Consider the following 26,650-nt stretch of genomic DNA (forward strand, 5'->3'; position numbering starts at 1 on the left):
CCGCTCGGAGTTTCCCGCGGGCGCGCTCGACGACTTCGTCCTCGTGCGCTCGGACGGCCACCCGCTCTACCACTTCACGGTCTGCGTCGACGACGTCGCGATGGGCATCACGCACGTCGTGCGCGGCGTCGACCACCTCCCGAACGCCCCGAAGCACGTCGCGCTCTTCCGCGCGCTCGGCGCGCCCTGCCCCGTCTTCGCGCACCTCGGGATGATCCTCGGCGCCGACGGCAAGAAGCTGAGCAAGCGCCACGGTGCGGCGGGCGTCGAGGAGTTCCGGGACCAGGGCTTCCTGCCCGAGGCGCTCGTGAACTTCCTCGCGCTCCTCGGCTGGTCGCCCGGCGAGGACCGCGAGCGGATGACGCTCGCCGAGATGACGGCCCTCTTCGCGCTCGAGCGCATCGGCCCGTCGCCCTCGCGCTTCGACCACGAGAAGCTCCAGTGGATGAACGGGCAATACATCCAGGAGACGCCCGCCGCGCGCCTCCTCGCGCTCCTCGCGCCGTTCGGCCTCCCGGCGCGGGATCCCGAGACGCTCGCGAAGGGAATCGCCCTCCTGCGGCCGCGGGTGAAGACGCTGGTCGAGCTCGCTCAGGGGCTCACCGTCTACGGCGACGATCCCTCCACTTTCGACCCGGCGGGCCTGAAGAAGTTCGGCAAGCCCGAGCTCGCTCCCGTCCTCCGCGCGCTCGCGGCGCGCCTCGACGCCGTCGAGCCGTTCACCCACGCCGCCATGGAGGAGGCCGCCCGCGCGCTCGCCGCCGAGACGAGCCTCGGGCTCGGCCAGATCGCGCAGCCCGCGCGCCTCGCGATCACGGGCTCCCTCGCGTCTCCGCCGCTCTTCGAGATGATCGAGGTCCTCGGCCGGGACACGACCCGCCGGAGGATCCTCGCGTTCGCCGACCGCATCGCCGCGCCGGCGGCCCCGAACTGAGGAATTCCATGGACGACACGAAGACTCCCGCGCCCCCCGTTCCCGGCAAGGACTTCATCCGCGAGATCGTCGACGCGGACGGCGCCTCCGGCAAGCACGGCGGGCGCGTGGCCACCCGGTTCCCGCCCGAGCCGAACGGGTACCTCCACATCGGCCACGCGAAGTCGATCTGCCTGAACTTCGGGATCGCGAAGGAGTACGGCGGGACCTGCAACCTCCGCTTCGACGACACGAACCCGCTCAAGGAAGAGGTCGAGTACGTCGACTCGATCCAGGCGGACGTGAAGTGGCTCGGGTTCGACTGGGAGGACCGCCTCTTCTACGCGTCCGACTACTTCGAGAAGCTCTACGAATTCGCCGAGACGCTCATCGGCAAGGGCAAGGCGTTCGTGTGCGACCTCACGGCCGACGAGGTCCGCACGACGCGCGGGACGCTGACGGAGCCCGGCACGAACAGCCCGTACCGCGACCGTTCGCCCGCCGAGAACCTCGACCTCTTCCGCCGGATGCGCGCGGGCGAGTTCCCCGACGGCGCGCGCACGCTGCGCGCGAAGATCGACATGGCCGCGCCGAACATCAACCTGCGCGACCCGGCGCTCTACCGGATCCGCAAGACGGTCCACCACCGCACGGGCGACGCGTGGCACCTCTACCCGATGTACGACTACGCCCACGCGATCTCGGACTGGATCGAGCGCATCACGCACTCGCTCTGCACGCTCGAGTTCGAGGACCACCGGCCGCTTTACGACTGGTGCCTCGAGGCCCTGGACCTGCCCGAGCGGCCGCGCCAGATCGAGTTCGCGCGGCTGAACGTCACGTACACGCTGCTCTCCAAGCGCAAGCTCCTGCACCTCGTGACCGGCAAGCACGTCACGGGCTGGGACGACCCGCGCATGCCCACGCTCGCGGGGTTCCGCCGCCGCGGGTACACGCCCGAGGCCATCCGCGAGTTCTGCGACCGCATCGGCCTCGCCAAGCGCAACAGCGTCGTCGAGGTGGAGCTTCTCGAGCACTGCCTGCGCGAGGACCTCAACAAACGCGCCCCGCGCTTCATGGGCGTCCTCGACCCCGTGAAGGTCGTCCTCGTGAACTGGCCCGAGGGGAAGGTCGAGACGCTCGACGCCGTGAACAACCCCGAGGACGCGTCGCAGGGGACGCGCGCCGTGCCGTTCTCCGGGACGCTCTACATCGACCGCGACGACTTCCGCGAGGTTCCGCCGCCGAAGTACCACCGCCTTTCGCCCGGCACGGAAGTCCGGCTGCGCTGGGCGTACGTGATCCGCTGCACGGAGGTCGTCAAGGACGCCGCGGGAACGATCACGGAGATCCGCGCGACGTACGACGCCGCGACGAAGGGCGGCGAGGCGCCGGGGCGGAAGGTCAAGGGGACGATCCACTGGGTCTCCGCCGCCGAGTCCCTCCCGGCCGAGGCGCGGCTCTACGACCGCCTCTTTGCCGTGCCGAATCCCGATGACGCGCCGGAAGGCCAGGACTTCCTCGCGAACCTCAGTCCGGACTCGCTCGTCGTGCGGAGCGGCGCGCGCGTCGAGCCCGCGCTCGCGGCGCTGCCCGCAGGCACGGCGTTCCAGCTCGAGCGCACGGGCTATTTCGTCGTGGACCCGGACAGCGCCCCGGGCCGTCTCGTCTTCAACCGATCGGTGTCGCTGCGCGACTCGTGGGGAAAGATCGAGAAGAAAGCCGCCGGAGCGGGATGAGAACGCGGAGCCGGCTCCTCCTGTGGGCGCCGGTCGTCCTCCTCCTCGCCTTCGAGTACTGGCTCTCGGACCGGCCGCCGTCGTCTTTCCCGCGTCTCCTGCCCTTCGCCGGCGGAGACAAGTTCGTGCACGCGGCTTACTTCTTCCTGACGGGCATCCTCGCGGTGCGGGCGGCGCGCTTCGGCGAGGGCTGGGGACTCGCGAAGACCGCGGTCTTTCTCCTCCTCGGAGCGGCCCTGTGGGGCAGCTCGGACGAGATCCACCAGTCCTCCACGCCCGGGCGAAGCGTCGAGATCGGCGACGTCGTCGCGGACGTGGCAGGCGTCGGCCTCGCGGTCGTGGCGGGAGGGTGGATTCTCCGAACGTCGGGGCTCGAACGCGAGGCGTGAGCGGCGCACCGTTTGACCGCGGCGCGCCGCCCCCTCATAATCCGCCGCCCGCCTCGCTGGGGGGTCGTCCAACGGTAGGACTCCAGACTCTGGATCTGGCTATCGGGGTTCAAATCCCTGCCCCCCAGCCATTCTAAGAATCCCTTTTCAGTCTCCTGCGAGCGCCCGGAAGAAGGCCGCGAGGTCCTCCGGGTGGCCGTTGCCCTGATACGTCACCGAGATCGCGCCGGCCTTCCGGCCGCCGCGCGCCGCGGTCCTCCGCATCGCCACGCGGTCCGGCCTCGGACCGCCGCGGCGCCGGCGCGAGCCAGCGGGACGCAGACGCGAGACGTCCGGAGCGCCCAGGCGGACTCCAAAGCGCGTGCCGACCTCCTCGATGACCTTCTTGGCCTCGAGGACGGGGTTCTTGTCCAGCAGGGCCTTCGCGAACGCGATCGCTCCCGGCCGGTCGATGCCGAGCTTCTTGCGGACGTCGCGGATGACGCCGGCGCTGATCGTCTTCGGATTCAGTTTGAAGGCGCGGCCGATTGCGGCCTTCACTTCGCGCTCCGTGAGATTCTTGTTCTTCTTGAGCAAGTCCGTGACGAAGCCGCGAATTTTCGCGACGTTCTTATCCATGAGGTGAACCTCCCCGATGAGCAACTTTGTCATGGTGATGGACACAAATCAAACGTGACGGCGGCCGCCCCGCGCGACCCGTCAGTATTGCGAAATTGAAGGGTCGAGGCGCGCCGACCACGCGAGGATGCCGCCGTCGAGGTTCACGGCGTCGCGGCCGTGGGACTTGAGGAACGCCGCGATGTGCGCGCTGCGGCTTCCGCTGCGGCACGCGCACACGACCGTCCTGTCCTTCGGAATCTCGTCCAGCCGCGCCGGCACCTGGCTCATCGGAATGTGCAGCACCGCAAAGGGATAGCGGGCGACCGCGAGCTCGCGCGCCTCGCGCACGTCGAGAACGCAGACCGCTTCTCCCGCATCCAGCTTCCTCTTCAACTCCTCCACCGTCATGCGGTCTCCCTCCTCCCGGAGTGTAACGATAGAATCCCCCTCCCATGCTTGAAGAATTCCGTAACGAACCCTTCACCGACTTCAGCCGCGCCGAGGAGCGCTCCGCGTTCGAAGCGGCCCTCAACCGAGTGGACCGCCAGAAGGGCGCCGAGATCCCCGTCGTCGTGGGCGGACGGCGGCTCAAGACCGGCCGTCTCCTCGAGAACACGAACCCCTCCGACCGCTCGGAGGTGCTCTCCCGCCACCACCTCGCCGACCGCAGGATCGCCCTCAAGGCGGTCGAGGCGGCCGTCAAGGCGCAGAAGTCGTGGGCCGAGCTCCCGGCGCGCGAGCGCGCGTCCGTCCTCCTGCGCGCGGCCGCCCGCATGCGGGCGAAGAAGCACGACTTCTCCGCCACGATGGTCCTCGAGATCGGCAAGTCCTGGCCCGAGGCCGACGTCGAGACCGCCGAGGCGATCGACTTCCTGGAGTTCTACGCGCGGGAGATGCTGCGCTGGGGCGGAGAGATTCCCGTCACGCCCTACCCCGGCGAGTTTCCGGAGACGCTCTACGTCCCGCTCGGCGCGGGCGCCGTGATCCCGCCGTGGAACTTCCCGAACGCGATCCTCACGGGGATGGCGACCGCGGCGCTCGTCGCCGGAAACGCCGTCATCCTCAAGCCCGCGTCCGACACGCCGCTCATCGCGTGGAGGGTCTTCACGCTCCTCGAGGAGGCCGGCGTCCCCGCCGGCGCGCTCAACTACCTCCCCGGGCCCGGCAGCGAGGTCGGCGACCTTCTCGTCGAGCATGCCCAGACGCGCTTCATCTCGTTCACGGGGTCCAAGCAGGTCGGCCTCACGATCAACCAGAAGGCGGCCGCGGTCGCGAAGGGCCAGCGCTGGATCAAGCGCGTCGTCCTCGAGATGGGCGGCAAGGACTTCATCTTCGTGGACGAGGACGCGGACTTCGACTTCGCGGTCTCGCAGGTCGTCGCCTCGGCGTTCGGCTTCCAGGGCCAGAAGTGCTCGGCCTGCTCGCGCGCCATCGTTCACAAACGCCTGTACAAGCGGTTCGTGGACGCGGTCGTCGCGAAGACGGCGAAGCTCACGCAGGGTCCCACGCGGGATCACAAGAACTACATGGGTCCCGTCGCGTCCGAGCGCCAGCTCAAGACCGTGACGGACTACATCAAGGTCGGAAAGCGCGAGTCGAAGCTCGGGACGGGCGGCACGTGGAGCGGGCGCGTCGGCAACTTCGTCGCGCCGACGGTCTTCTACGACGTGAAGTCGACGAGCCGGATCTTCCAGGAGGAGATCTTCGGCCCCGTCCTCGGCATCACCGAGGCGAAGGACTTCGAGACGGGGATCGCGTACGCGAACGCGAGCGAGTACGGCCTCACGGGCTCGTACTTCGGCCGCGACCGCCACCGCATCGCCGAGGCGAAGAAGCGGCTCCACTGCGGGAACCTCTACATCAACAGGAAGTGCACGGGCGCTCTCGTCGGCGTCCACCCCTTCGGCGGCTTCGACATGTCCGGCACGGACAGCAAGGCCGGCGGCCGCGACTACCTCGGCCTCTTCCTGCAGGCGAAGAGCATCTCGGAGAAGCTGCTGTAAGGCCGGCCGCTCCACGAAGTGGTGCAGTCCGGTGCAAACTGGTGTAGCGTGCACCCATGAGCGCCTCACGAACGTCCAAACGCCAGAGCGTCAGCCTCCCGCCGGGTGTCGCCCGGCGGGTCGAAGCCATGGCCCGTCGGCGGCACACGAGCGCGAGCCGAGTCATCGTGGAGCTGATCGAGGACGGGCTCGATGCGCGGGAGCGCGAGAAGAAGGAGTTCTTCGACCTCGCCGAGCGACTCGCCCGCACCGATGACCCCAAAGAACAGGGGCGTATCAAGGACGAGCTCGCCCGGATGACCTTCGGTTCCTAGTGCCGAAGATCCAGTGGACGGCCCTTCCACCCGCGCTTCGCGATCATCTGTTCGACCGCCTCCGTGACCGGAAGATCACCGTCGAGGATCTGTATCTGCTGAAGACGTGGAGAGAGTCGGAGCCGGATGCCCCCGACGGACTCTGGTTCAAGGACTTCGGTTCGTTCAAGGTCTGCGGCGAGGGCCGATTCAGTCCCTGCTGCGCGGCCAGGCTGCGAAAGGGCAGAAGCTGTAGTTCTGCTTACCAGGGGCGGGTTCAGCCTCAAAGCAGAGTTTCTCGTCTTCGACCTCGCCTGATCAGAGGTTCATCCGCCTCAGCAGCGCCTGGAACCGCGGGTGGTCGCGCAGGCTCGCGAAGAGGTACGAGCCCTTGATGCCGTAGATGGCTCCGGACCGGTCCTCGAGCGCGCGCTCCAGGCAGTCCATGGCGGCGTCCCGCTCGCCGAGGCCCGTGTGGACGTGGGCCAGGTAGTAAGGGGCCACGTATTGCGTAATTGCGAGGGCTTCGAGCTGGGAGAGGATGGCCCTCGCTTTCGCCACGTCACCCGTCTGGCCATAGGCCTGGCCCAGCTGCGCACGGAAGATGGTGCTTTCGGGCAAGAGCTCGACGGCGCGCTCGAGCGCGGCGAGGCCCTCGGCGGTCCTCCCGAGCGTCAGGCAGGCCCATCCGAACACCGTGTGAAGACGCGGATAGGAGGCATCCAGCGCCAGGGCGCGCTGAGCTTCGGCGAGCGCCTCCTCCGTCCGGCCTGCCCGCATCAGCTCATTGGGGTAGTCGCTGCGGATCGCCAGCGGGTCGATCTCCCGCGCCCGCCGCATCAGGGCGAGGGACTCGTCGAAGCGCCCCTGCGCCGAGCAGAGCCAGCCGAGCTGCAGACAGATGTCCGCGCTGCCCGGGCTGAGCTTGAGAGCCAGCCGGGACTCCGCTTCCGCCCCTTCCCAGTCGAAATCGCGTGTGAAACGCAGCACCCCCGCGATGCCGTGCGCCTCGGCCAGACCGTCGTCGAGCGCCAGCGCGCGGTTCACCGCCTGCTGCGCGCGGGCGAACGCCTCCACGGGCACGACGCCGCTGATTCCACCGATGACGCCCTCGACGTTCGTCTGTGCGATCCCGGCATAGGCCAGCGCGAACAGGGGGTCGCGAGCGACCGCCTGCTCGAAGAGTGCGAGGGCCCGGGCGGACCCCGCCCTGGTGAACTCCTGGAAGTGGTGCCGCCCCTGCAGGTAGAGCTGGTAGGCCTCGAGGTCGCGCGTCGGCCGCTGGCCGATCCGCGCGCGCTCGTCGAGGGTGAGCTCGGCGCGGAGCGCCGCGGCGATGTGTAGCGCCACGTCGGTCTGGATCGCGAAGATGTCGTCGAGGTCGCGGTCGTACGTCTCGGCCCAGAGATGCTGGTCCGTGCGCGGGTCGACGAGCTGCGCGACGATGCGCACGCGGTTCTTCGAGCGGCGGACGCTTCCCTCGACGAGCATGCCGACGCCGAGCGCCGCGCCGACCTCGCGCAGGCTCTGCTGGTGCTTCTTGAACGCCATGACCGACGTGCGCGACGTGACGCGCAGGGTCCGGATCTTCGCGAGGTGCGCGATCACGTCCTCCGTGATGCCGTCGGCAAAGAACTCGTTCTCGGGATCGGCGCTCATGTTGACGAACGGGAGGGGCGACCGAGAGAGCGCCGGGCGGGAGCCGCGCCGCCGCGAGGTCCGCCCGCGCCCGGAAATGCCGGGAGCCGCCGCGGGTCCTTCTCGAGGGTCCTTCGAAGGAGAGAAACCACGCGTGGCGGCGTTCCGGCCGGCAGGCGCGAAAAGTCCGCCTCTCCCCTGAGGATCGCGGCGAGAGTGTCGGAGGCGGTCTCCCCGTCGAAGGCGCGGCGCCCCGTGAGCATCTCGAGAGGACGCAGCCGAACGCCCACACGTGTCGGCGTCCACCGGCCAGGGCCTGCTCGGGCGACATGTAGGGACCGTCCCCCGAGGCGACCGGGGGATCCTCGCGCCCAGGGCCCGGCGGCTTCTTCGCGAGGCCGAAGTCCAGGAGCTTCAGCCCGTCCGGCGTCACGAGGATGTTCGCGGGCTTGAGGTCCCGGTGGACGATCCCCTTCCCGTGCGCCGCCGCGAGCGCCTCGGCGATCTGCTTCGCATACGACAGAGATTCTTCGAGTGGAAGAGGGCCCGATGCGATTCTTCCTGCCAGGTCGTCGCCTTCGACGAGCTCCATCACGAGAACGTGGCGCGAAGAGAGAGAGGAGGAGGAAGAGGGGATTTCTTCGAATGAGTAGATGGCGGCAATTCCGGGATGATTGAGCGCTGCAGCAGGCCTCTCTCGAACCGCGCCTCCTCTCTTCACCTTCAAAGAACTCTTCCGGCAGACCTTGATCGCAGTCCCGCGGTCTCGGGTCCCGGCCCGGTAGACCTCCCCCATCCCGCCCTTCCCGAGGGGGCGGACCTCGTACGGGCCGAGGCGAGCGCCCGCGGCGAGTGTCATTGGGCCGCCGCCGCAGGGAGCCCGAGCCTCTCGACGAACGCCGCGAAGCGCGTGTCGGCGCGCAACGGGTCGAGGCCCGGCATCCCGGTGAACGGGACGAGCAGCTGCTTCTCGTCGCACGCCCGCCGGAGCGCCTCGAAGGCAGAGTCCGTGTCGTCCAGGGCCGCGAGGAGCCACGCCTCCGAGAGAACCGTGGCCCCCGGCACGGCCCCGGCGCGCAGGGCTTCGAGCACGCTGCGCGCTTCGCCAGTCCGGCCGGCCGCCGCGAGCGCCCACCCGAGCGTGCCCTGAGTGAACGGATTCGCGCGGGCGCGCGCTGCCGCGCGCTCGAGACGTGAAACGGCCCGATCGAACTGCCCCATGGAGACTTCCGCCGCCCCCGAGACCCAGAGCGCCAGGAGGTTGTCCTCGTCGAACGCCAGCGCCTGGTCGGCAAGTCTCCCGGCATCGGCCGCCCGCCGGAGGTTCAGAAGGCAGAATCCGGTCATCGCGTAGGGGTACGGCGCGAGCGGATCGATCTCCCGGGCCCGGTCCAGAGCCGCGATCGCTTCCTCCACTCGCCCCCGGAACGAATGCAGCATCGCGCTCCAGCAATGCGCCTGGACGTTGCCGGGCTCGATCTGCAGCGCTCGGGCCATCGCGCGATCCGCATCCGCCCATCGTCTTTCGCAGAACGCGATCATCCCTTCGACGTAGCGGGCGTCACCGGTCTCGCCCTGCAGACGCTCCGCGGTTGCGAGCTCGGCCTTGGCCTGCGCGTTCGCCTCCACCGAAGGTCGCAGCCCGTATGCCGCCGCGAGGACGTGGATGTCGGCCAGCCCGACCCACGAGGGGCCGTGCGACGGGTCGAGAGCGACGGCCCGCTCGAGGCTGAGGAGGGCGCTGCCGTGGTCGTTCTTCGTGAAGCGAAGGTGGCGGCCCATCAGGTAATGCTGGTACGCCTCGAGGTTCTTCAACTGGGATCTCGGCTGCGGTGCGGTCTGTCCAGGGGTGAGCCGGCTGCGAACCGCGTCGACGACGCCGGCGGCGATCTCGTCCTGCACCGCGAAGATGTCCGCAGCGTCCCGGTCGAACGTCTGCGACCAGACCTGGAAGCCGGACGCGGCATCGGTCAGGCGTGCCGTGACGCGCATCCGCGCGCCCGCCGTGCGGACGCTGCCTTCGAGGACGTGGCCTACGTTGAGGGCGCGCACGATCGCGGGAATGTCCTCTCCCTGCCGCCCGGCACGAAAGGATGACGTGCGCGCGGCCACGCGGATCCCGGCCCCCACGAGCGCGTTCATGATCTCCTCGGCCATCCCCTCGCAGAGGTACTCCTGGTCCTTCGAGGCGCTCATGTCGGAGAACGGCAGCACCGCGATCGAGACGGGCGCCGGCTCGGCGCGCCGCGGCGCGTCGAGGGCCGCGAGTACGTCCCGGGCGCTCGGCACACGGTCCCGCGGGTCCTTCTCGAGACAGCGGCCGATGAGCGCGGCGAGATCCTCCGGCATGTCGGCGCGGACCCGGCCGACGGGCGGCGGCGTGTCGCGCAGGATCGCCGACGCGAGCTCGGCCGAGGAGCCTCCCGCAAACGGCCGCCGCCCCGACGCCATTTCGTAGAGGACGATTCCAAGCGAGAAGAGGTCCGTCCTCGCGTCGAGCGGACGGCCCGAGACCTGTTCGGGCGACATGTACGGGACCGTCCCCATCACGGCGCCCGCCTCCGACAGCGCGGCCGTCGCGGTCGCGTCCTCGCTTCCAACCTTCGGCTCGTCGGTCCTCTTCGCGAGGCCGAAGTCGAGGAGCTTCACGCGCCCGCCGGACGTGAGCCTCACGTTCGCGGGCTTGAGGTCGCGGTGGACGATCCCCTTCTCGTGCGCCGCCGCGAGCGCCTCGGCGATCTGCCGCGCGTAGGAACGGATCTCCTCGAGAGGAAGAGGGCCCGAAGAGATCTTCCTCGCGAGGTCGTCGCCTTCGACGAGCTCCATCACGAGAAGGTGGCGCGAAGAGGAGGAAGAGAAAGAGGGGATTTCTTCGAATGAATAGATGGCGGCGATTCCGGGATGATTGAGCGCTGCGAGCAGTCGCGCCTCCCTCTCGAACCGCTGCCTCCTCTCTTCACCTTCAAAGAACTCTTCCGGCAGAACCTTGATCGCGACGTCTCTCGCGAGTCTCGGGTCCCGCGCCCGCCAGACCTCCCCCATCCCGCCCTTCCCGAGCGGCGCGAGGATCTCGTACGGGCCGAGACGGGAACCCGGGGACAGTGTCATGGAGTTTGTGCCGGGGGATTATGACCGCAGATCGGGCAGCTCCCGGCAGCAGGCGTCTCGGCAGCGCTCGTAGACCGAGCCGCGCTTGACCGGCGTGAAGCCCGAGCCCTCGATGAGGGCGCGCATGGCGCCTTCGCCCGCCATCCGGTTGTGCGAGCCGGCGGCCGCGACGACGTTCTCCTCGATCATGATCGAGCCGAGGTCGTCCGCGCCGAACGCAGCGGCGACGCTGCCGATCTTCGCGCCCTGCGTGAGCCACGAGCCCTGCACGTGCGGAACGTTGTCGAGATAGAGCCGCGCGATCGCGAGCGTCCGGAGGTAGTCCGCGCCGCCCGCCGTCTCGACCTTGCCGTCGAGGGCGGTATTCTCCTCCTGGAACGTCCAGGGGATGAACGCCGTGAAGCTCTCGCCGCCCTCGGCGAGGGACCCGTCCTGCGTTCTGCGCACGACGTCGAGGTGGTGGAGGCGCTGCTCGTGGGTCTCGCCGACCCCGAACATCATCGTCGCGGTCGTCGGCATCCCGAGGCGGTGCGCGGCGCGGTGAACCTCCGCCCACTTCTCCGTCGGAGCCTTCGTGAGCGCCCAGATGCGTTTACGCACCTCGTCCTCGAGGATCTCGGCGCCGCCGCCCGGAAGCGACTGCATGCCCGCCTTCTGGAGGCGCGCGAGCACGTCGGCGACCCCCGTCTTCTCTTTCTTCGCGAGGAAGTGGATCTCGGGCGCCGAGAACGCGTGCCGGTGAACGCGCGGATGTCTCTCCCGGAGAAACGAAAGCAGGTCCTCGTAGAACGAGAACGGCAGCTCCGCATGGACGCCGCCCTGCAGGAGGATGCCCGTGCCGCCGAGGGCGATCGTCTCCTCGACTTTCTTCCCGATCTCCTCGAAGGAGAGGACGTAACCCTCTGCGTCCCCCGCCGGTCGATAGAACGCGCAGAACGCGCAGCGGTAGATGCAGACGTTCGTGTAGTTGATGTTCCGGTCCACCTGGTACGTGACGCGGCCCGGCGGGTGGAGGCGGCGGCGCACGGCGTCGGCCGCGCCGCCCGCCTCGAGCAGCGTCGCCTCGCGGAAGAGCACGAGGCCGTCTTCCCGCGACAGGCGCCCGCCCGCGCCGGCGCGCGCGAGGACCTCGCGGACGCGCGGAGAGCCGCCGAGGCCCGGCGCCGCGGCGTTCGGAAGGACGGCCGGAACGTCGAGGGTGGCGGACAACTCAGCTCTCCCTCAGCGGGACGAGCGGCACGCCCACGAACGGCGGCGCGTCCGGCGAAGGGAGGAGGCCGTGCGCGTGCGCGCGGCGGTAGAACTCGCGAAGTCCCTTCTCGTCGTCTGCCGAGAGGTCGTGGTGCAGGTTGCCGTCGACGTAGGCCCGGAGCTCCCCGGCGGGGAGCCCGGTGCGCGTCACGGCAGCCGCGACGATCTCGTCGAGGTGGGTCTTCGCGTACTCGCGCGACCACAGGAACGGCTCGGGCGGGATCGCGGGCCGCACCGCCCAGACCGCGAAGACGAACGGCAGGCCCGTGAGCCGCCGCCAGCCCTCCGCGAGGTCGAGGACGTGGAGACCCGCAAGGTCGGCCTTCAGCGCGGGGTCGCCGAGGAGGAGCGCCGCGTCGTGGTGCGCGAGCATCTCGGCGAGGTCGGGCGCGGCCGTGTGGAACTCGGGCGCCGTCCCGAGGAGATCCTTGAAGAGCACGCGCGCCATCGCCGCCGAGGAGCGCGACGAGAGGTCGAGCGCGACCGTCTTCGCCTGCTCGAGCGGGCGCCGGCTCGCGAGGATGACGCTCCGGACGCGCTCCTTCGACGCGATCCCGACGCCGCGCACGATGCGGACGCCCGGGATGCGCGCGGCCTCGATCGACGGGACGAGGCCGGCGTCCACCTCGCCGCGCGCGAGACGGTCCGCGCAGGCCGACGGGACGTCCGTGATCCGGTCCGCGCCCTCGACGGCGCCCCGCAGGAATCCCCAGGTCAGCGGCCAGGCGTTGACGTAGTCGACGAGGGAAACCCGGAAACGTGGTCGTCATGGCCCTCCTCAAAAATACACTACGCCGCCGGTTCCGGGGCGGACTCGGCGACAATCGGCCATGCCGCCCGCCGGAGAGCTCCTCGTTTCCGTGGTGATGCCGTGCCTGAACGAGGCCGAGACGGTCGCGCGCTGCGTCGCGGAGGCGCGTGCCGCGCTCGCGAAGAGCGGCCTCGAGGGCGAAGTGCTCGTCGCCGACAACGGCTCGACGGACGGGTCGCAGGCGCTCGCCGGGGCGGCCGGCGCGCGCGTCGTGGACGTGCCGGGGCGAGGCTACGGCGCGGCGCTCGCGGGCGGGTTCGCGGCCGCGCGCGGAACGTACGTCGTGATGGGCGACGCCGATCTTTCCTACGACTTCGGCGCCGTGCCGGACTTCGTGAAGGCTCTCGAGGCGGGCGCGGACCTCGTCATGGGCTCGCGCTTCGCCGGGCACATCGAGGACGGCGCCATGCCGCCGCTCCACCGCTGGCTCGGCAACCCGGTCCTCTCCGGCCTCGGGCGCCTCTTCTTCCGGACGCCGGTTTCGGACTTCCACTGCGGCCTGCGGGGCTTCCGCCGCGCCGCGCTCGAGACACTCGATCTCCGGACGACCGGCATGGAGTACGCGAGCGAGATGGTCGTCAAGGCGGCTCTCTTCGGCCTCACGATCCGCGAGATTCCCGTCACGCTCCGCAAGGACGGCCGGTCGCGCCCGCCGCACCTCGACACCTGGCGGGACGGCTGGCGCCACCTGCGCTTCCTGCTTCTGTACTCGCCGCGCTGGCTCTTCCTCGTGCCGGGTCTGCTTCTCGCGCTCGGCGGCGCGGCGCTGATTCTCTGGCTGCTGCCGGGGCCGCGTGTCGCATTCGGCGCGACTTGGGACGTCCACTCGATCCTCGGGGGCGCCGCGATGATCCTCGTCGGGGCGCAGGCCGTGTTCTTCGGCGCCTGCGCGAAGATCTTCGGCATCACCGAGGGCCTCCTCCCGAAGGATCCCTTCCTCGAGTCCCTGTTCGACCGGTGGATCACGCTCGAGACGGGCCTCGCCGTGTCGGTCCTCGCGCTCCTCGCCGGCGCGGGCCTCGTGGGCCACGTCGTGTCGGCGTGGAGCGCCGCGGGCTTCCACGACCTCGCGTACGGCACGACGATGCGCTGGATGATCCCGGGCGTCCTCTTCCTCGTGCTCGGCGCCGAGGGCGTCTTCGGATCGTTCCTGCTCTCGCTCCTCGGCGTCAAGCGCTGCTAGGCGCGGGGGGCGGGTCCCCCCGGAACGGCGGGGCGGGGCGGGGGGGGGGCGCGGGGGGGGGGGGGGGGGGGGGGGGGGGGGGCGGGGGCGGCCTGCCCCCGCGCGGGGGGCGCCGCGGCTGGGGGCGGCCGGGGGGGCCCCCGCGGGGGGGGGGGGGGGGGGGGGGGGGGGGGGGGGGGGGGCGGGGGGGGGGCCGGCGGGGGGGGGGGGGGGGGGGGCGGGCGGGCGGCGGGCGGGGCGGGGGGGGGGGCGGGGGGGGGGGGGGGGGGGGCCCGGGCGCCGGCGCCGGGGGGGGGGGGGGGGCCCGGCCCGGGGGGGGGGGGGGGGGGGGGGCGGGGGGGGGGGGGGGGGGGGGGGGGGGGGGGGGGGCGGGGGGGGGGGGGGGGGGGGGGGGGGGGGGGGGGGGGGGGGGCGGGGGGGGGGGGGGGGGGGGGGGGGGGGGGGGGGGGGGGGGGGGGGGGGGGGGGGGGGGGGGGGGGGGGGGGGGGGGGGGCCCGGGGCGGGGGGAGAAGAGTACGTCCGGGGGGGGCAGGGTCAAACGCCGCGGCCTACGGCACGCGGACGACGGGGGGCACGGGCGCGGACTCGATGGCCACCATGAGTTTCCGCCTCGCCTCCGGGCTCTCGAGTCGCCTCAAGTACGTCTTGCTGTCCTCCCAGAAATCCGCGGCGCCGAACATCTTCCGCTCGGCGATCGCGTCCTCCACGCTCCACCCGTCCACGAGGATCCGGTAGACGGCGACGACGAGGCCCGTGCGGTCCTTCCCGGCCTGGCAGTGGATGAAGACGGGCTGGTACTCCGGCGTGAGGATCACCTTCATCGCGCGCACGACGTCCTCGGTCTCCGGGTGCCACTGCTTGGCGCGCAGCCGGTAGGAATTCAGACCGAGCCCCGCGAGCGCCTTCTCGTTGCCGTGCAGCCACCTGAGGTCGACGATCGTCCGGATCCCGCGCTCGCGCAGCTGCTCGAAGCCCTCGCGCGTGGGCTGCGCGCCCCGCGAGAGAACCGGCGACACGACCGCGAAGTTCCACACGCCCGGAAGCACCTCGCGCATGGCGGGTTCGCCGCCGGGGAGCGCGAGAGCGGAGGCGCAGAGGAGGGCCAGGAGAGACATCGAATGCCCAATATACCCGGCGTGCAGCCTCGCCTTTCAGGATGGGGCGAGATCCGTGACGGCCGCGGCGGCGCCCGCCTCGCGCGCAGCCCCGAGTCCCGTCACGTGCGCGATACGCGCGCCGGCCGCGGAGAGAGCGGCCGCGAAGAGCGCGTGGATCTCCTCGCGCGCCGCCGGGCGGTCGCGCACGCCGTCGGACTCCCACGGCAGGTCCGGCGCGCAGAGGAGATAGAGATCGCCGCGGCGCTCGGCGGCCAGGCGCTCGATCCAGTGCGGGCAATCCCCGTAGTAGTGCCGCGCGTAGACGGCCGTCGAGAAGAGGTCCTGGTCGAAGAAAACGATGGGCGGGCCCGCCTCCCCCGCCGCGCGCTCCGCCGCGTCCGCGAGCCGCACGTGCATCCGCGCGATCACGGGCACGTCCTCCGGGCCGAGGACGCCGTCGCGGGCGAGCGCCACCTCGCGCGCGGCCTCGGCCGCCCACGTCGTCCGCCACCGCGCGGCGAGCGCCCGCGCGAGCGTCGTCTTGCCCGTGCACTCGCCCCCGGTCAGGACGACGCGGCGCATCGCCTCAGAACCCCATGTCCAGCGACACGTACGCGCTGCGCGTCGCGAGCGGGTAGTAGTACGGGATGCCCGCGAGCGTCTCGGCGCCGGCGGCGTCACGGTTCGCGTAGAGATACGAGTAACCGCGCGGCCACAGCCGCCGGTTGTCGAGGACGTTGTTGACCTGCACCTTGAGCCGCGGCCTTCCCGCCGGAATCCAGCGCGCGAGGTCCACGACGAGCGCCGCGTCCAGCTGAAACGTCCTTGGTGCCTCGAGCCCTGCGGTGTTCGTGTTGTCCAGCCACGAGGCCGCGACGTAACGGCCGGTCGCGCCGATCGTCAAGCCGCGCAGCGCCGTCGTCTCGGCGCCGAGCGTCGCGACGAACGGCGGCGTCGCGACGGGCGCGACGTCGTGGTACGTCCGGCTCGTCGCGCCCGCGTAATCGCCGTTCGCGTCGTACACGTCGTAGAACTGGGTCCACGTCGAAATCCGGTTCCAGCTCGCGCTCGCGGAACCCGAGATCCGCAGCGCCTCGAGCGCCTGCCAGGAGGCCTCGAGCTCGATGCCGCGGCGGAAGCTCTCGTCCACGTTCTGCCGGAGCGGCTGGCCGATCGCCGACAGCTCCCCCGTCGCCGCGATCTCGTCGCGGAACTCCATGTCGTAGAGGTTCATTCTGAAGAGCAGGCTTTTCGTCTTCCACTCGGCGCCGAGCTCGACGTCCCAGACGCTCTCGGGTTTCACGGCGGAGAGGTCCGGGAGAACGGACGCGTTGTCTTCCCCGTAGAGGAGGTCGCTCCGGCCGGGCTCGCGCTCCGTCCGGCCCACGGAGAGGTACGCGCTCGCGGTCTTCGAGAGATCGACGCGCACGCCCGCCTTCGGGTTGAAGAACGTCCAGCTCTTCGACGTCTCGCCGACGTCCCCCTCGTAGCCGAACCCGGCGTGGCGCACCTGCGCGTCGAGGAACGGATGCCACGCGCCGAAGTCGCCCAGCAGCTTCACGAACCCGCTCAGCTCGCTCTTCGTGCCGTGGTTCGTGTAGTTGCGGACTCCGTTCTCGCCGTCCTGCGTGTGCGTGGACTCGTAGGCGTTCCCGTTCGCGCCGAGCGTCAGGCGCAGCGCGCCGAGCTTCCGCGTGTAGGTTGCGATCCCGCCGCCGAAGAGCCACGAGAGCCCGTACTCCTGCAGGTTCGTGCGCGCGGCGTCGGAGTAGAGCCGGTACCAGCCGCCCGCGCCGACGGCGTACGGTTGAAGCGAAAGGCTGGCATCGTCGCCGAGCGCGAGCGTCCACTGCGCCGTCGCGAGGTATTCGTGGAAGTGGTCGCGCTCGTCGGGCGACATGGGGTTGTATGCGAGGTCCCGCTCGAGAATCTCCGGCTCGACCGCGTAGAACGCCTGCTGGATGCGCTCCTCGCCGACGAAGCCCGAGATGCGGAGGCTCGAGGTCTCGAAGTCGCGGACGGCGGTGAAGAAGAGGCTGTCCTGCTGCGCGCCCGAGTGCTCGCGGAAGCCGTCCGTCGTCTGCCAGGACGGCCGCAGCGAGAGCCGCCAGCCGTTGCCGAACGTCCCGGTGTTCCAGACGGCGTTCGCCTGCGCCGTCCCGAAGGAGCCTCCGCCGAGGGAGACGGAGAGGCCCTTCTCGCGCGTCGCGTCGAGGCTCTCGAGGTTCACGGAGCCCGCGAACGCAGCCGCGCCGAACGTCGACGTCCCGACGCCGCGCTGGACCTGGACGCTCGCGAGGTTGAGAGAGAGGTTCCCGAAGTCGGCCGTGTAGACGGCGGAGTCCTCGGGCTCGTTCAGCGGCACGCCGTCGAACGTCATGTTCACGCGCGTCTGCGGGAGGCCGCGCAGCGTGAAGTACGCGTAGCCCTGCCCCGAGCCCGTCTCGGAGTACTGCGTGACGGAGGGCGTGTCCTGGAGGAGGACGGGCAGCTCCTGCCCCCAGGCTTTCTCGACGAGCGCCGGCCGGTCGAGGTCCGTCTTCGTGACGGGCGCCTCGTCCTCGCCGCGGATCGCCTGCACGACCACGTTCTCCGTGCGCGCCGGCGTGGGGACGGGAGTCGGCGCCGGGTCCGCGGCGCGCAGGGCGGCTGGCCACACGAGAAGCGTGAAGCAAAGGGTTCGAAACGTCCCGGAATCCATGGTCTCCGCCTTTCCCTACGCCGGTGCGAACCGGATCAGGTTCCGGGGTGTGATCTCAGGCCCTCTCGGGCCACCCCCAGGCTGGGATCAATCTGCGCCGCTTCGGGCGCGGAGTCAACCCGCATCCGGGGGCGGCGCGGCCGTTGCCTCGAGGCGTGCGAGGACGCGTGCGAGGTCTTCGTGCGCCCCGACGAGGACGAGCGTGTCGCCCGCGGCGAGGCGGAAGTCCTCGGGCGGCGGCGCGTGCGGGACGCCGTCGCGGAGGACGGCCGGCACCGCGACGTGCGCGGCGGCGAGATCCAGCTCCGGGAGGAGCCGGCCGTCCGCCGCGGCGTCGGGCAGCACGAGGAAGAGCTCGCTCGTCCCCGCCGCGACGAGCGCCGCGAGGCGGCGCCCGCCCGCCGCCTTCGACTGCGGGTCGCGCAGGCGCCGGTACGCCTCGTCGCGCAGGAGGCGGATCTGCGTCGCGACGACGTTTCCCGGCACGTGCAGGAGCCTGAGGACGCGCGCGACGAGCTCGATCGACGTCTCGAACTCCTCCGGGATGACCTCGTCGGCGCCGAGGCGCGCGCAGCGTCTCGACCTCCTTCACGTAGCGCGTCCGCACGAGAATGCGAACCGTCGGCGCCTGCATGCGGCAGAGCCTCACGACCCGCCGGCAGGCGTCGGGGTCGGGGATCGTGACGACGAGGCCGAGGGCCCGCGCGACGCCGGCGGCGCCCAGCCCCTCCGGACCCGTCGCGTCGGCCCGCAGGGCGTCCAGCCCCTCCCGCCGCGCGTCCGCGATGCGCTCGGGGTCGATGTCCACGAGAACGTGCGGGATGCCGGTCTCCTGGAGGACGCGCGCGACGTTCGTGCCGTTGAGCCCGGCGCCCACGACGACGATGTGCCGTGCGCGCGGCTTTCCCCCGGCCTCGCCCGCGGCTTCCACGGCCTCCGGGAGGCGCACGGCGAGCGCGGGGCCCGCCGCGACGAGGAACGGCGCGAGAACGAGCGTCCCCACCGTCGCCGCGACGACGGTCTGGCGCGCGTCGCCCGTCAGGAGCCCGAGCGCGGCGCCCGTCGTCGCGAGGACGAACGAGAACTCCCCGACGTTCGCGAGCGCGAGCGCGGCGCGCGCGGCCGTGCGCGGCACGGTTCCCGCCGCCCGCAGCGCGGCGAACGCGGCCACCGACTTGACGGCGACGAGGACGAGGACGCCCGCGCCGACCTCGAAGGGGTGGGACACGAGAAACGCCGGCTCGAGCAGCATCCCGACGGAGACGAAGAAGAGACTCGAAAGGAGGTCGTGGAGCGGCGCGAGCGTGGCCGCGACCTCGTGCACGTGGTCGCTCTCCCCGAGGACGATTCCCGCCGCGAACGCGCCCATCGCGGCCGAGACGCCGGCCTTCTCGCCCGCCGCGACCATCGCGAGGACGAGGACGACGACGGCGCCCGTGAACGTCTCGCGGCTGCCCATCCGCGCGACGGCGTCGAGGAGACGCGGGGCCGCCTGCCGCGCGACCGCGACGAGGAGCGCGACGCCCGCGATCGCGAGGACGACGCGGCCGGCGACGGCCGCGGCCCCCGGCCCGCTTCCCGAGACGAGCGCGGGCAGGAAGAGAAGAATCGGGATGACGGCGAGGTCCTGGAAGAGGGCGACCGCGAGGAAGCGCCGGCCGTAGGGCGCCGCGAGCTCGTCGCGCTGCTTGAGGATCGGCAGGACGACGGCCGTCGAGGAAACGGAGACGAGGAGGCCGAGGAAGACGGCCTCGTTCGAGGACGCCCCGATGAGGCGCGCGAGGGCGAACCCCGCCGCGGCCGTCAGCGCCATCTGGAGCGAGCCGCCGACGAAGGACGTCCGGCCGAGCGCCTTCAGCCGCCGGATCGGAAACTCGAGGCCGACGAAGAGGAGGATCAGGGCGACGCCGAACTCGGCGAGGGACTCGACGCGGCGCGCCTCGCGCACCCAGCCGAGCGCGTGCGGGCCGATTGCGACGCCCGTGACGAGGAACCCGACGACCTGCGGGAGCTTCAGGCGCCGGCAGAGGAAGAGGACGGGAAACGACGCCGCGAGGACGACGGCGAGGTCGCGTAGAAACGTCCCTTCCCACATGGAGCGAGCGCGCTATTCAGTCTGGAGGAGCTTGCGCGTCGCCGCGAGCTCCTTCTTCTTCGCGTCGTCGACCTCCGGATAGCGGAGGCCGAGCCCCTCCATCGCGTCGATGATCGCGCCCGCCACGACGAGCCGCGTGAACCACTTGTTGTCCGCCGGGACGACGTACCAGGGCGCCCACGGCTTCGCCGTCGCGCGGATCGCGTCCTCGTAGCACGCCATGTACTCCTTCCAGAGCTGGCGCTCCTTCGCGTCCGCCTCCGAGAACTTCCAGTTCTTTTCGGGCAGGTCGAGGCGCTCGAGGAAGCGTCGCTTCTGCTCCTTGCGCGAGACGTTCAGGAAGAATTTGAGGACGACCATCCCGTTGCGCGCGAGATGCTTCTCCATGTCCGCGATGCTCTCGAACCGCTCCTTCCAGATCTTCTTCGTGACGAGGCGTGGCGGGATCTTCTGCTTCGCGAGGAACTCGGGGTGGACGCGCACCACGAGGACCTCCTCGTAGTACGAGCGGTTGAAGATCCCGATGCGGCCCTGCTCGGGCAGGCACTTCGTCGTCCGCCAGAGGAAGTCGTGGTCGAGCTCCTCGGGGGACGGCGCCTTGAACGAGAAGACCTGGCAGCCCTGCGGGTTCACGCCCGACATCACGTGCTTGATCGTCCCGTCCTTCCCCGCGGCGTCCATCGCCTGGAAGACGAGGAGGACGCCCCACCGGTCCTGCGCGTAGAGCTTGTCCTGCAGGTCGGCGAGCATCTTCACGCTCTGGGCAAGCAGCTCCTTGGCCTTCTTCTTGCCCTCTTTCAGGTGTGCCGTGTCGCGCGGGTCGTGGTCCTTCAGGCGGAAGCCCTTCCCGCTCGTCACGCGGTATGGGTGGACGAATCGGCCGATTTTCGACATGCGCCTCTCCTGCGGAGTTGGACTCATTATGGTCCCCCCGCGGCCGGTGGCGGCCCGCCGCCAGTTCATTCGAATCCTGGCCCCATTCGTGTTTCTTGAAGTAGATTCGGGCCTCGTGACCCCTTTTTTGGAGGTTGGAATGAACATGCTCCGTGACCGGCGCGCCCCGCGCCTCGCCGCCCTTCTCGTGCCCGCCCTCGCCGCCCTTGCGCTCTCGGCCTGCGGCAAGAAGGAAGCCGCCAAGGCCCCGACCCCAGAGGTCTACGTCGCCGGGGGTCGTCGCGCAGGACGTGCCCGTCCCCATCGAGCTCGTCGGCCAGACGAAGGGATCGCAGGACGTCGAGATCCGCGCGCGCGTCGAGGGCTACCTCGACTCGGTCAAGTTCACCGAGGGAACGTTCGTCACGAAGGGGACGCCGCTCTACCAGATCGATCCGAAGCCCTTCGAGGCCACCCTCGCGGCCGCGAAAGCCGACCTCGCCAACGCACGGGCGCGGCACCAGAAGTCCAGCAACGACGTGGCCCGGTACGAGCCGCTCGCCGCGCAGAAGGCGATCAGCCAGCAGGAGCTGGACAACGCCCTCTCCGCCCGGGACGCGGCCAAGGCCCAGGTGGACGCCGGGACCGCGGCCGTGGACAAGGCGACGCTCGACCTCGGCTATTGCTCGATCGCGGCGCCCCTCGACGGGATCGTCGGGACCACGAAGGTCAAGGCGGGCAACCTCGTCGGCAGGGGCGAAAGCACGCTGCTGACGACCGTGTCGAAGGTCGACCCGATCCTGTTCCGCGCCGGGATCAGCGAGGCCGAGTACCTCCGGATCGCGAAGCGGGTCCAGGAGACGGACCAGAAAGGCAAGAAGGCCGAGGTCACGCTGATCCTCGCCGACGGCACCGTCCTTCCCGAGACCGGCCGCGTCGAGGCGATCGAGCGGGAGGTGGACGCCACGACCGGCACCCTCGCGGTGCAGTTCACGTTCCCGAACCCGAACCGCCTCGTGCGCCCCGGCCAGTACGGGCGCGCGCTCCTCGTCGTCGAGACGAAGGCGGGAGCGCTCCTCGTGCCTCAGCGCGCCGTGCAGGAGCTGCAGAACCTGTACAGCGTCGCGACCGTCGGCGCGGACGGCAAGGTCGCCTTCAAGAGCGTCAAGGTCGGTCCCCGAGTGGAGGGCCTCTGGGTGATCGAGGAGGGCCTGAAGGCCGGAGAAACGGTCGTCGTCGAGGGCCTGCAGCGCATTCGCGAGGGCATGACGGTGACCACGAAGCCCGCGGCCGCGATGCCCGGCAGCCCTGAAGCGAAGGAGCCGGCTGCCGAGGCGAAGGCAAAGGCAAAGTAAGCCATGTCCCGCTTCTTCGTCAATCGCCCCATCGTGGCGATGGTCATCTCCATCGTCACGGTTCTCGTCGGCCTCGTCGCCATGTCGGGCCTTCCGATCGCCCAGTACCCCGAGGTCGTGCCCCCGATGGTCCAGATCACCACCACGTTCGTGGGCGCGAGCGCCACCGACGTCGAGGCGTCGGTCGCGACGCCGATCGAGCAGAAGGTGAACGGCGTCGAGAAGGGCATCTACATGAAGTCCACCAACGCCAACGACGGCACCCTGACGCTGAAGGTGTCGTTCGAGGTGGGCTCGAACCTCGACATGGACAACGTCCTCGCCCAGAACCGGGTCTCCGAGGCGACGCCCATGCTGCCGCAGTCCGTCAAGAACTACGGCGTCGCGGTCAAGAAGGCGCTCCCGTTCCCCCTCCTGATCATCTCGGTCAAGTCGCCGAACGGGACGTACGACAACAACTTCCTCTCCAACTACTCCGTCATCAACATCAACGACACGATCGCCCGCATCCCGGGCGTCGGCCAGATCAACCTCTTCGGCGGCAGCGACTACGCCATGCGCGTCTGGCTCCGCCCCGACCGCATCGCGAAGCTCGGGCTCACGGTCCCCGACATCGTGAACGCCGTCAACCAGCAGAACCAGATCTCCCCCGCCGGCCAGATCGGCGGGCCGCCCGCGGCGAAAGGCACCGATTTCACCTACACCGTGAAGGTCAAGGGTCGGCTGCTCGACGAGAAGGAGTTCGGGAACATCGTCGTCCGCTCGAACCCGGACGGATCGCAGGTGTTCCTCAAGGACGTGGCGCGCCTCGAGCTCGGCACGATGCTCTACAACTCCATCGGCCGCCACGACAGCAAGCCCGCCGCCGTCATCGCCGTCTTCCAGATCCCCGGCACGAACGCCATCGAGGTTGCCGATCGCATCAAGAAGACGATGGAAGAGCTGAAGCAGCGCTTCCCCCGCGACATGGACTACCTGATCTCGCTCGACACGACGCTGCCGGTCGCGGAGGGCATCAACGAGATCGTCCACACGCTCTTCGAGGCCGTGCTGCTCGTCATCCTCGTCGTGTTCGTCTTCCTGCAGAACTGGCGCGCGACGCTGATCCCCCTCGTGACGGTGCCCGTCTCGCTCATCGGCGCCTTCATCTTCTTCCCGCTCCTCGGCTTCTCGATCAACGTCCTCTCGCTCCTCGGGCTCGTGCTGGCGATCGGCATCGTCGTCGACGACGCGATCGTCGTGGTCGAGGCGGTCATGCACCACATCGAGCACGGGATGGACCCGAAAGCGGCGACGCTCAAGGCCATGGAGGAAGTGTCGGGCCCCGTGATCGCGATCGGCCTCGTCCTCTCCGCCGTGTTCATTCCCGTGGGCTTCATGGGGGGCATCACGGGGGCGTTCTACAAGCAGTTCGCGATCACGATCGCGCTCTCGGTGCTTCTCTCGGTGATCAACGCCCTCACGCTCAGCCCCGCCCTTGCGGCGATGCTGCTGAAGGCGCCCACCGGGAAGAAGACGCTACTCACGCCGTTCTATGGGTGGTTCAACCGGGTCTTCGGCCGCGGCACCGACGCGTACGTCAGCTTCGCGAGCATCCTGATCCGGAAGACGGCGCGCAGCCTCATCTTCATCCTGATCCTCGTCGGCGCGATCGTCGTTCTCGGGCGGAAGATCCCGGCGGGCTTCATCCCCGAGGAGGACCAGGGCTACCTGATCGCCCAGGTCAACCTGCCCGACGCGTCCTCGCTCGAGCGCACCGACCTCGTGATGAAGAAGGCCGAGGCCATCATCAAGGCGACGGACGGCGTCGAGGGCTACAACACGATCACCGGCTTCAGCCTCGTCACCGGCTCCTACTCCTCGAACATGGGCTTCTTCTTCATCCAGCTCAAGGAGTGGGGCCACCGCAAGACCAAGGAGAATCACGCGAACGGCGTCGTGGCCGCGCTCAACAAGGCCTTCGCGCAGCAGATCCCCGAGGCCACGGCGGTGGCGTTCGGACCCCCGGCGATCCCCGGCCTCGGGACGGGGGCGGGCTTCACGATGCAGCTGCAGGACCGCAGCGGCGGCTCTCCCGAGTTCCTGGCCCAGCAGGCCGCGAAGTTCGTCGAGGCCGCGCGCAAGCGGCCCGAGATCGGGCGCGTCTCGACCCTCTACCGCGCGAGCGTGCCGCAGATCTACGCGGACATCGACCGCAGCAAGGTGCTGAAGGTCGGCGCGACGATCGGCGACGTCAACACGACGCTCGGGGCGCTGCTCGGCAGCTCCTACATCAACGACTTCAACCGGTTCGGCCGCGTCTACAAGGTGTACGTCCAGGCCGAACCCGAGTACCGGAAGGACCCGAAGCAGCTGGGCCTCTTCTTCGTGCGCAGCGGCAAGGGCGAGATGATCCCCCTCGACACGCTGACCACGACGCGGCCCACGTCCGGCCCGGAGTTCACGAACCGCTTCAACCTGTACCGCTCCGCCGAGGTCAGCGGCGTGCCCGCGGCCGGCTACTCGTCGGCGCAGGCCCTCACGGCACTCGAGGAGACCGCCAAGGAGGTTCTGCCGCCGGAGATGGGCTACGAGTGGGCGGACATGTCGTACCAGGAGAAGAAGGCCCCCGGCGTCGTGGTCGTCTTCGCTCTCGCGATCCTGCTCGTGTTCCTGATCCTGGCGGCGCAGTACGAGAGCTGGGGGCTGCCCTTCAGCGTCCTCCTCGGCACGCCGTTCGCGGTCTTCGGCGCCTACTTCGGCCTCTGGCTCGCCCGGCAGTTCTCGGAGAGCTACGTGAACAACGTGTTCGCGCAGATCGCGCTCATCATGCTGATCGGGCTCGCCGCCAAGAACGCGATCCTGATCGTCGAGTTCGCGAAGATGCAGCAGGCCGCGGGGATGGGCCTCGTCGAGGCCGCGCTCAGCTCGGCCAAGCTGCGCTTCCGGCCCATCCTCATGACGGCCTTCGCCTTCATCCTCGGCGTCGTGCCGCTCCTGACGGCGTCTGGCGCCGGGGCCGAATCGCGCAAGGTGATCGGCATGGCCGTCTTCTCCGGCATGCTGATCGCGACCATTCTCGGCGTCTGCCTGATCCCGGTGCTGTTCGTGGTGGTCGAGAAGCTGACGGGCGGCAGCAAGCACCCAGCGCCTCCGGGTGACGCACCGGCGCCCGCGGCCGGCCACGAGGGAGGGCACTGAGATGAAGAAGCTTCTCGCTCCCGCACTGCTGGCCGCGCTCCTCGCCGGTTGCGCCGTCGGCCCCAACTACAAGCAGCCCCCCCTCGCCGTTCCCGAGCAGTACCGCGAGGTCCAGGGCCCGCCCACGCCGGGCGAGTCGCTCGCCGACCTCAAGTGGTGGGAGTCGTTCGGGGACCCGGTCCTGAAGGGCCTGATCGACGAAGCGCTCCTCCACGGCTACGACGTCCGGATCGCGGCGTCGCGCGTCGACGAGGCGCGCGCGCGCGCGGGCATCGCAAAGTCCGAGTTCTTTCCTCAGATCGGCTACGGAGGCGACGTGTCGCGCCGGCTGATCTCGACGGAGGTCGCGCCGGGATCGACGACTCGAAACCTCGTCTCCGCCAACGTGAACTTCGGCTGGGAGCTGGACCTCTGGGGACGGATCCGGCGCCTGAACGAATCCGCGAAGGCGCAGTACCTCGCGACAGAGGAAGCGCGGCGCGGCGTCGTTCTGTCGCTCGTCTCCGAGGTCGCGACGACCTACTTCACGCTCCGCGCTCTCGACGAGCAGCTCGCCATCTCGAAGTCGACCGTCGGCTCGTTCGAGGAGCAGTACAAGCTCTACGACCTGAAGCTCAAAGGGGGAGCGGCCTCCGCCATCCAGACGTCCTACGCCGGCGCGGCCCTCGGCCAGGTGGCCGCACAGCTGCCGGAGATCGAACGGCAGATCGAGGCGACGGAGAACCGGCTCAGCCTGCTTCTCGGCCGGAACCCGGGGCCGATCCCGAGGGGAGGCGTGCTCTGGGCGCAGGCGCCGCCCCCGAAGATCCCGGCGGGCCTCCCGTCGGACCTCCTGAAACGGCGGCCGGACATCCTCCAGGCCGAGCAGCAGCTCGTCGCCGCGAACGCCGACGTCGGCGTCGCGACGGCGAACTTCTTCCCGTCCATCAGCCTGACGGGGCTCTTCGGCGGCATCAGCGGGGACGTGTCGAATCTCTTCGGCACGGGCAAGACCTGGTCGATCGCGGCGGGCCTCGTCGGACCGCTCTTCCAGGGGGGCCGGCTCCGGGCCGAGTACGAGGTGTCCGTGGCCCGATGGGAGCAGGCGAAGGCCCAGTACGAGCAGGCGGTCACGGGCGCGTTCGCCGAGACGACGACGGTCCTGTACGCGCGGGAGAAGATCGACGCGTCCATCTTCCAGCTGAAACGCACCGTCCGCGACTATCAGGAAATGGTCCGGCTCGCCAACGTGCGTTACGACGCGGGCGTATCGGACTACTTCGAGGTTCTCTACGCCATGCAGCTTCTCTACCCGGCCCAGATCCGGCTCATCAGCGCACGGCTGGACCTCGCAGCCGACTACGTGAACATCTACAAGGCGCTCGGCGGCGGGTGGAGCCAGCCCGAGACGCCGCCCGCGCCCGCGTCGAAGTAAGGAGCTG

At 70.3% G+C, this 26,650-nt stretch carries 20 protein-coding genes, 1 tRNA gene, 1 pseudogene and 1 riboswitch; of the genes and pseudogenes, 10 read left to right on the forward strand and 12 right to left on the reverse strand.

Going from position 1 to position 26,650, the window contains the following annotated elements; genetic code table 11:
- The 4 genes from IPL89_10650 to IPL89_10665 form a co-directional block, all read left to right on the forward strand.
- On the forward strand, positions 1-934 hold a 934-nt coding region (locus IPL89_10650), incomplete at its 5' end, for a glutamate--tRNA ligase (GenBank protein ID MBK9063639.1).
- Between the two features lie 8 nt (positions 935-942).
- Complete coding sequence (locus IPL89_10655) at positions 943-2,652, forward strand: glutamine--tRNA ligase/YqeY domain fusion protein (protein ID MBK9063640.1); 1,710 nt, start codon at positions 943-945, stop codon at positions 2,650-2,652.
- Complete coding sequence (gene vanZ, locus IPL89_10660) at positions 2,649-3,041, forward strand: VanZ family protein (protein ID MBK9063641.1); 393 nt, start codon at positions 2,649-2,651, stop codon at positions 3,039-3,041. Before IPL89_10655 ends, vanZ begins: the two co-directional genes overlap by 4 nt.
- A 57-nt stretch (positions 3,042-3,098) precedes the next feature.
- Positions 3,099-3,172, forward strand: a tRNA-Gln gene (locus tag IPL89_10665).
- A gap of 16 nt (positions 3,173-3,188) precedes the next feature.
- Here the strand turns inward: IPL89_10665 and IPL89_10670 are convergent.
- On the reverse strand, positions 3,189-3,659 hold the full coding sequence (locus IPL89_10670; GenBank protein ID MBK9063642.1) for a hypothetical protein: 471 nt from the start codon (positions 3,657-3,659) through the stop codon (positions 3,189-3,191).
- 81 nt (positions 3,660-3,740) lie between these two features.
- Positions 3,741-4,049 (reverse strand): rhodanese-like domain-containing protein, encoded by a 309-nt coding sequence (locus tag IPL89_10675; GenBank protein ID MBK9063643.1) that lies wholly within the window; start codon positions 4,047-4,049, stop codon positions 3,741-3,743.
- A gap of 44 nt (positions 4,050-4,093) precedes the next feature.
- Between IPL89_10675 and IPL89_10680 the strand changes: the two genes are divergently transcribed.
- The gene (locus tag IPL89_10680; protein ID MBK9063644.1) at positions 4,094-5,644 is read left to right on the forward strand and encodes an L-glutamate gamma-semialdehyde dehydrogenase; all 1,551 of its coding nucleotides are present in this window, start codon (positions 4,094-4,096) and stop codon (positions 5,642-5,644) included.
- Between the two features lie 56 nt (positions 5,645-5,700).
- The gene (locus tag IPL89_10685) at positions 5,701-5,958 is read left to right on the forward strand and encodes a hypothetical protein (GenBank protein ID MBK9063645.1); all 258 of its coding nucleotides are present in this window, start codon (positions 5,701-5,703) and stop codon (positions 5,956-5,958) included.
- Positions 5,959-6,255: 297 nt separating this feature from the next.
- Here IPL89_10685 and IPL89_10690 read toward each other — a convergent pair whose 3' ends face one another.
- The 5 genes and pseudogenes from IPL89_10690 to IPL89_10710 form a co-directional block, all read right to left on the reverse strand.
- The gene (locus IPL89_10690) at positions 6,256-7,596 is read right to left on the reverse strand and encodes a tetratricopeptide repeat protein (GenBank protein ID MBK9063646.1); all 1,341 of its coding nucleotides are present in this window, start codon (positions 7,594-7,596) and stop codon (positions 6,256-6,258) included.
- Between the two features lie 214 nt (positions 7,597-7,810).
- Positions 7,811-8,434: pseudogene (locus tag IPL89_10695) on the reverse strand (serine/threonine protein kinase).
- Positions 8,431-10,683, reverse strand: coding sequence for a protein kinase (locus tag IPL89_10700; protein ID MBK9063647.1), 2,253 nt, complete (start codon positions 10,681-10,683; stop codon positions 8,431-8,433). Before IPL89_10700 ends, IPL89_10695 begins: the two are co-directional and overlap by 4 nt.
- Positions 10,684-10,701: 18 nt before the next feature.
- Positions 10,702-11,781 carry a dehypoxanthine futalosine cyclase gene (gene mqnC / locus IPL89_10705; protein ID MBK9063648.1) on the reverse strand — a complete coding sequence of 360 codons (1,080 nt, stop codon included), beginning with the start codon at positions 11,779-11,781 and terminating at the stop codon, positions 10,702-10,704.
- A 112-nt stretch (positions 11,782-11,893) separates the two neighbouring features.
- Complete coding sequence (locus IPL89_10710) at positions 11,894-12,652, reverse strand: menaquinone biosynthesis protein (protein MBK9063649.1); 759 nt, start codon at positions 12,650-12,652, stop codon at positions 11,894-11,896.
- 112 nt (positions 12,653-12,764) lie between these two features.
- Between IPL89_10710 and IPL89_10715 the strand changes: the two genes are divergently transcribed.
- Positions 12,765-13,928, forward strand: a complete 1,164-nt coding sequence (locus IPL89_10715) for a glycosyltransferase family 2 protein (protein ID MBK9063650.1) — start codon at positions 12,765-12,767, stop codon at positions 13,926-13,928.
- Positions 13,929-14,476: 548 nt separating this feature from the next.
- On the opposite strand, the gene IPL89_10720 is transcribed toward IPL89_10715, so the two are convergent.
- From IPL89_10720 to IPL89_10740, 5 genes are all read right to left on the reverse strand, one after another.
- Positions 14,477-15,043 (reverse strand): tyrosine-protein phosphatase, encoded by a 567-nt coding sequence (locus IPL89_10720; GenBank protein ID MBK9063651.1) that lies wholly within the window; start codon positions 15,041-15,043, stop codon positions 14,477-14,479.
- 36 nt (positions 15,044-15,079) lie between these two features.
- On the reverse strand, positions 15,080-15,607 hold the full coding sequence (locus IPL89_10725) for an ATP-binding protein (protein MBK9063652.1): 528 nt from the start codon (positions 15,605-15,607) through the stop codon (positions 15,080-15,082).
- Positions 15,608-15,611: 4 nt separating this feature from the next.
- A complete protein-coding gene (locus tag IPL89_10730; protein ID MBK9063653.1) occupies positions 15,612-17,726 on the reverse strand; it encodes a TonB-dependent receptor in 2,115 nt (704 codons plus the stop codon).
- Positions 17,721-17,814, reverse strand: a riboswitch (TPP riboswitch). Its footprint overlaps the gene before it by 6 nt.
- A complete protein-coding gene (locus IPL89_10735) occupies positions 17,782-19,821 on the reverse strand; it encodes a cation:proton antiporter (protein MBK9063654.1) in 2,040 nt (679 codons plus the stop codon). It overlaps the preceding riboswitch by 33 nt.
- 12 nt (positions 19,822-19,833) lie before the next feature.
- Entirely contained in the window at positions 19,834-20,715 is an 882-nt protein-coding gene (locus IPL89_10740) for a polyphosphate kinase 2 family protein (protein ID MBK9063655.1), read from the reverse strand.
- 290 nt (positions 20,716-21,005) lie between these two features.
- Between IPL89_10740 and IPL89_10745 the strand changes: the two genes are divergently transcribed.
- Genes IPL89_10745 through IPL89_10755 form a run of 3 tightly spaced genes read left to right on the forward strand, consistent with a single transcriptional unit; the run spans position 21,006 to position 26,643 of the window.
- A complete protein-coding gene (locus IPL89_10745; protein ID MBK9063656.1) occupies positions 21,006-22,049 on the forward strand; it encodes an efflux RND transporter periplasmic adaptor subunit in 1,044 nt (347 codons plus the stop codon).
- 3 nt (positions 22,050-22,052) lie between these two features.
- Entirely contained in the window at positions 22,053-25,229 is a 3,177-nt protein-coding gene (locus tag IPL89_10750) for a multidrug efflux RND transporter permease subunit (GenBank protein MBK9063657.1), read from the forward strand.
- Between the two features lies 1 nt (position 25,230).
- Positions 25,231-26,643, forward strand: coding sequence for an efflux transporter outer membrane subunit (locus IPL89_10755; GenBank protein MBK9063658.1), 1,413 nt, complete (start codon positions 25,231-25,233; stop codon positions 26,641-26,643).
- Positions 26,644-26,650 lie beyond the last annotated feature (7 nt).

Source organism: Acidobacteriota bacterium (assembly GCA_016716715.1).
GTDB lineage: Bacteria > Acidobacteriota > Thermoanaerobaculia > UBA5066 > UBA5066 > Fen-183.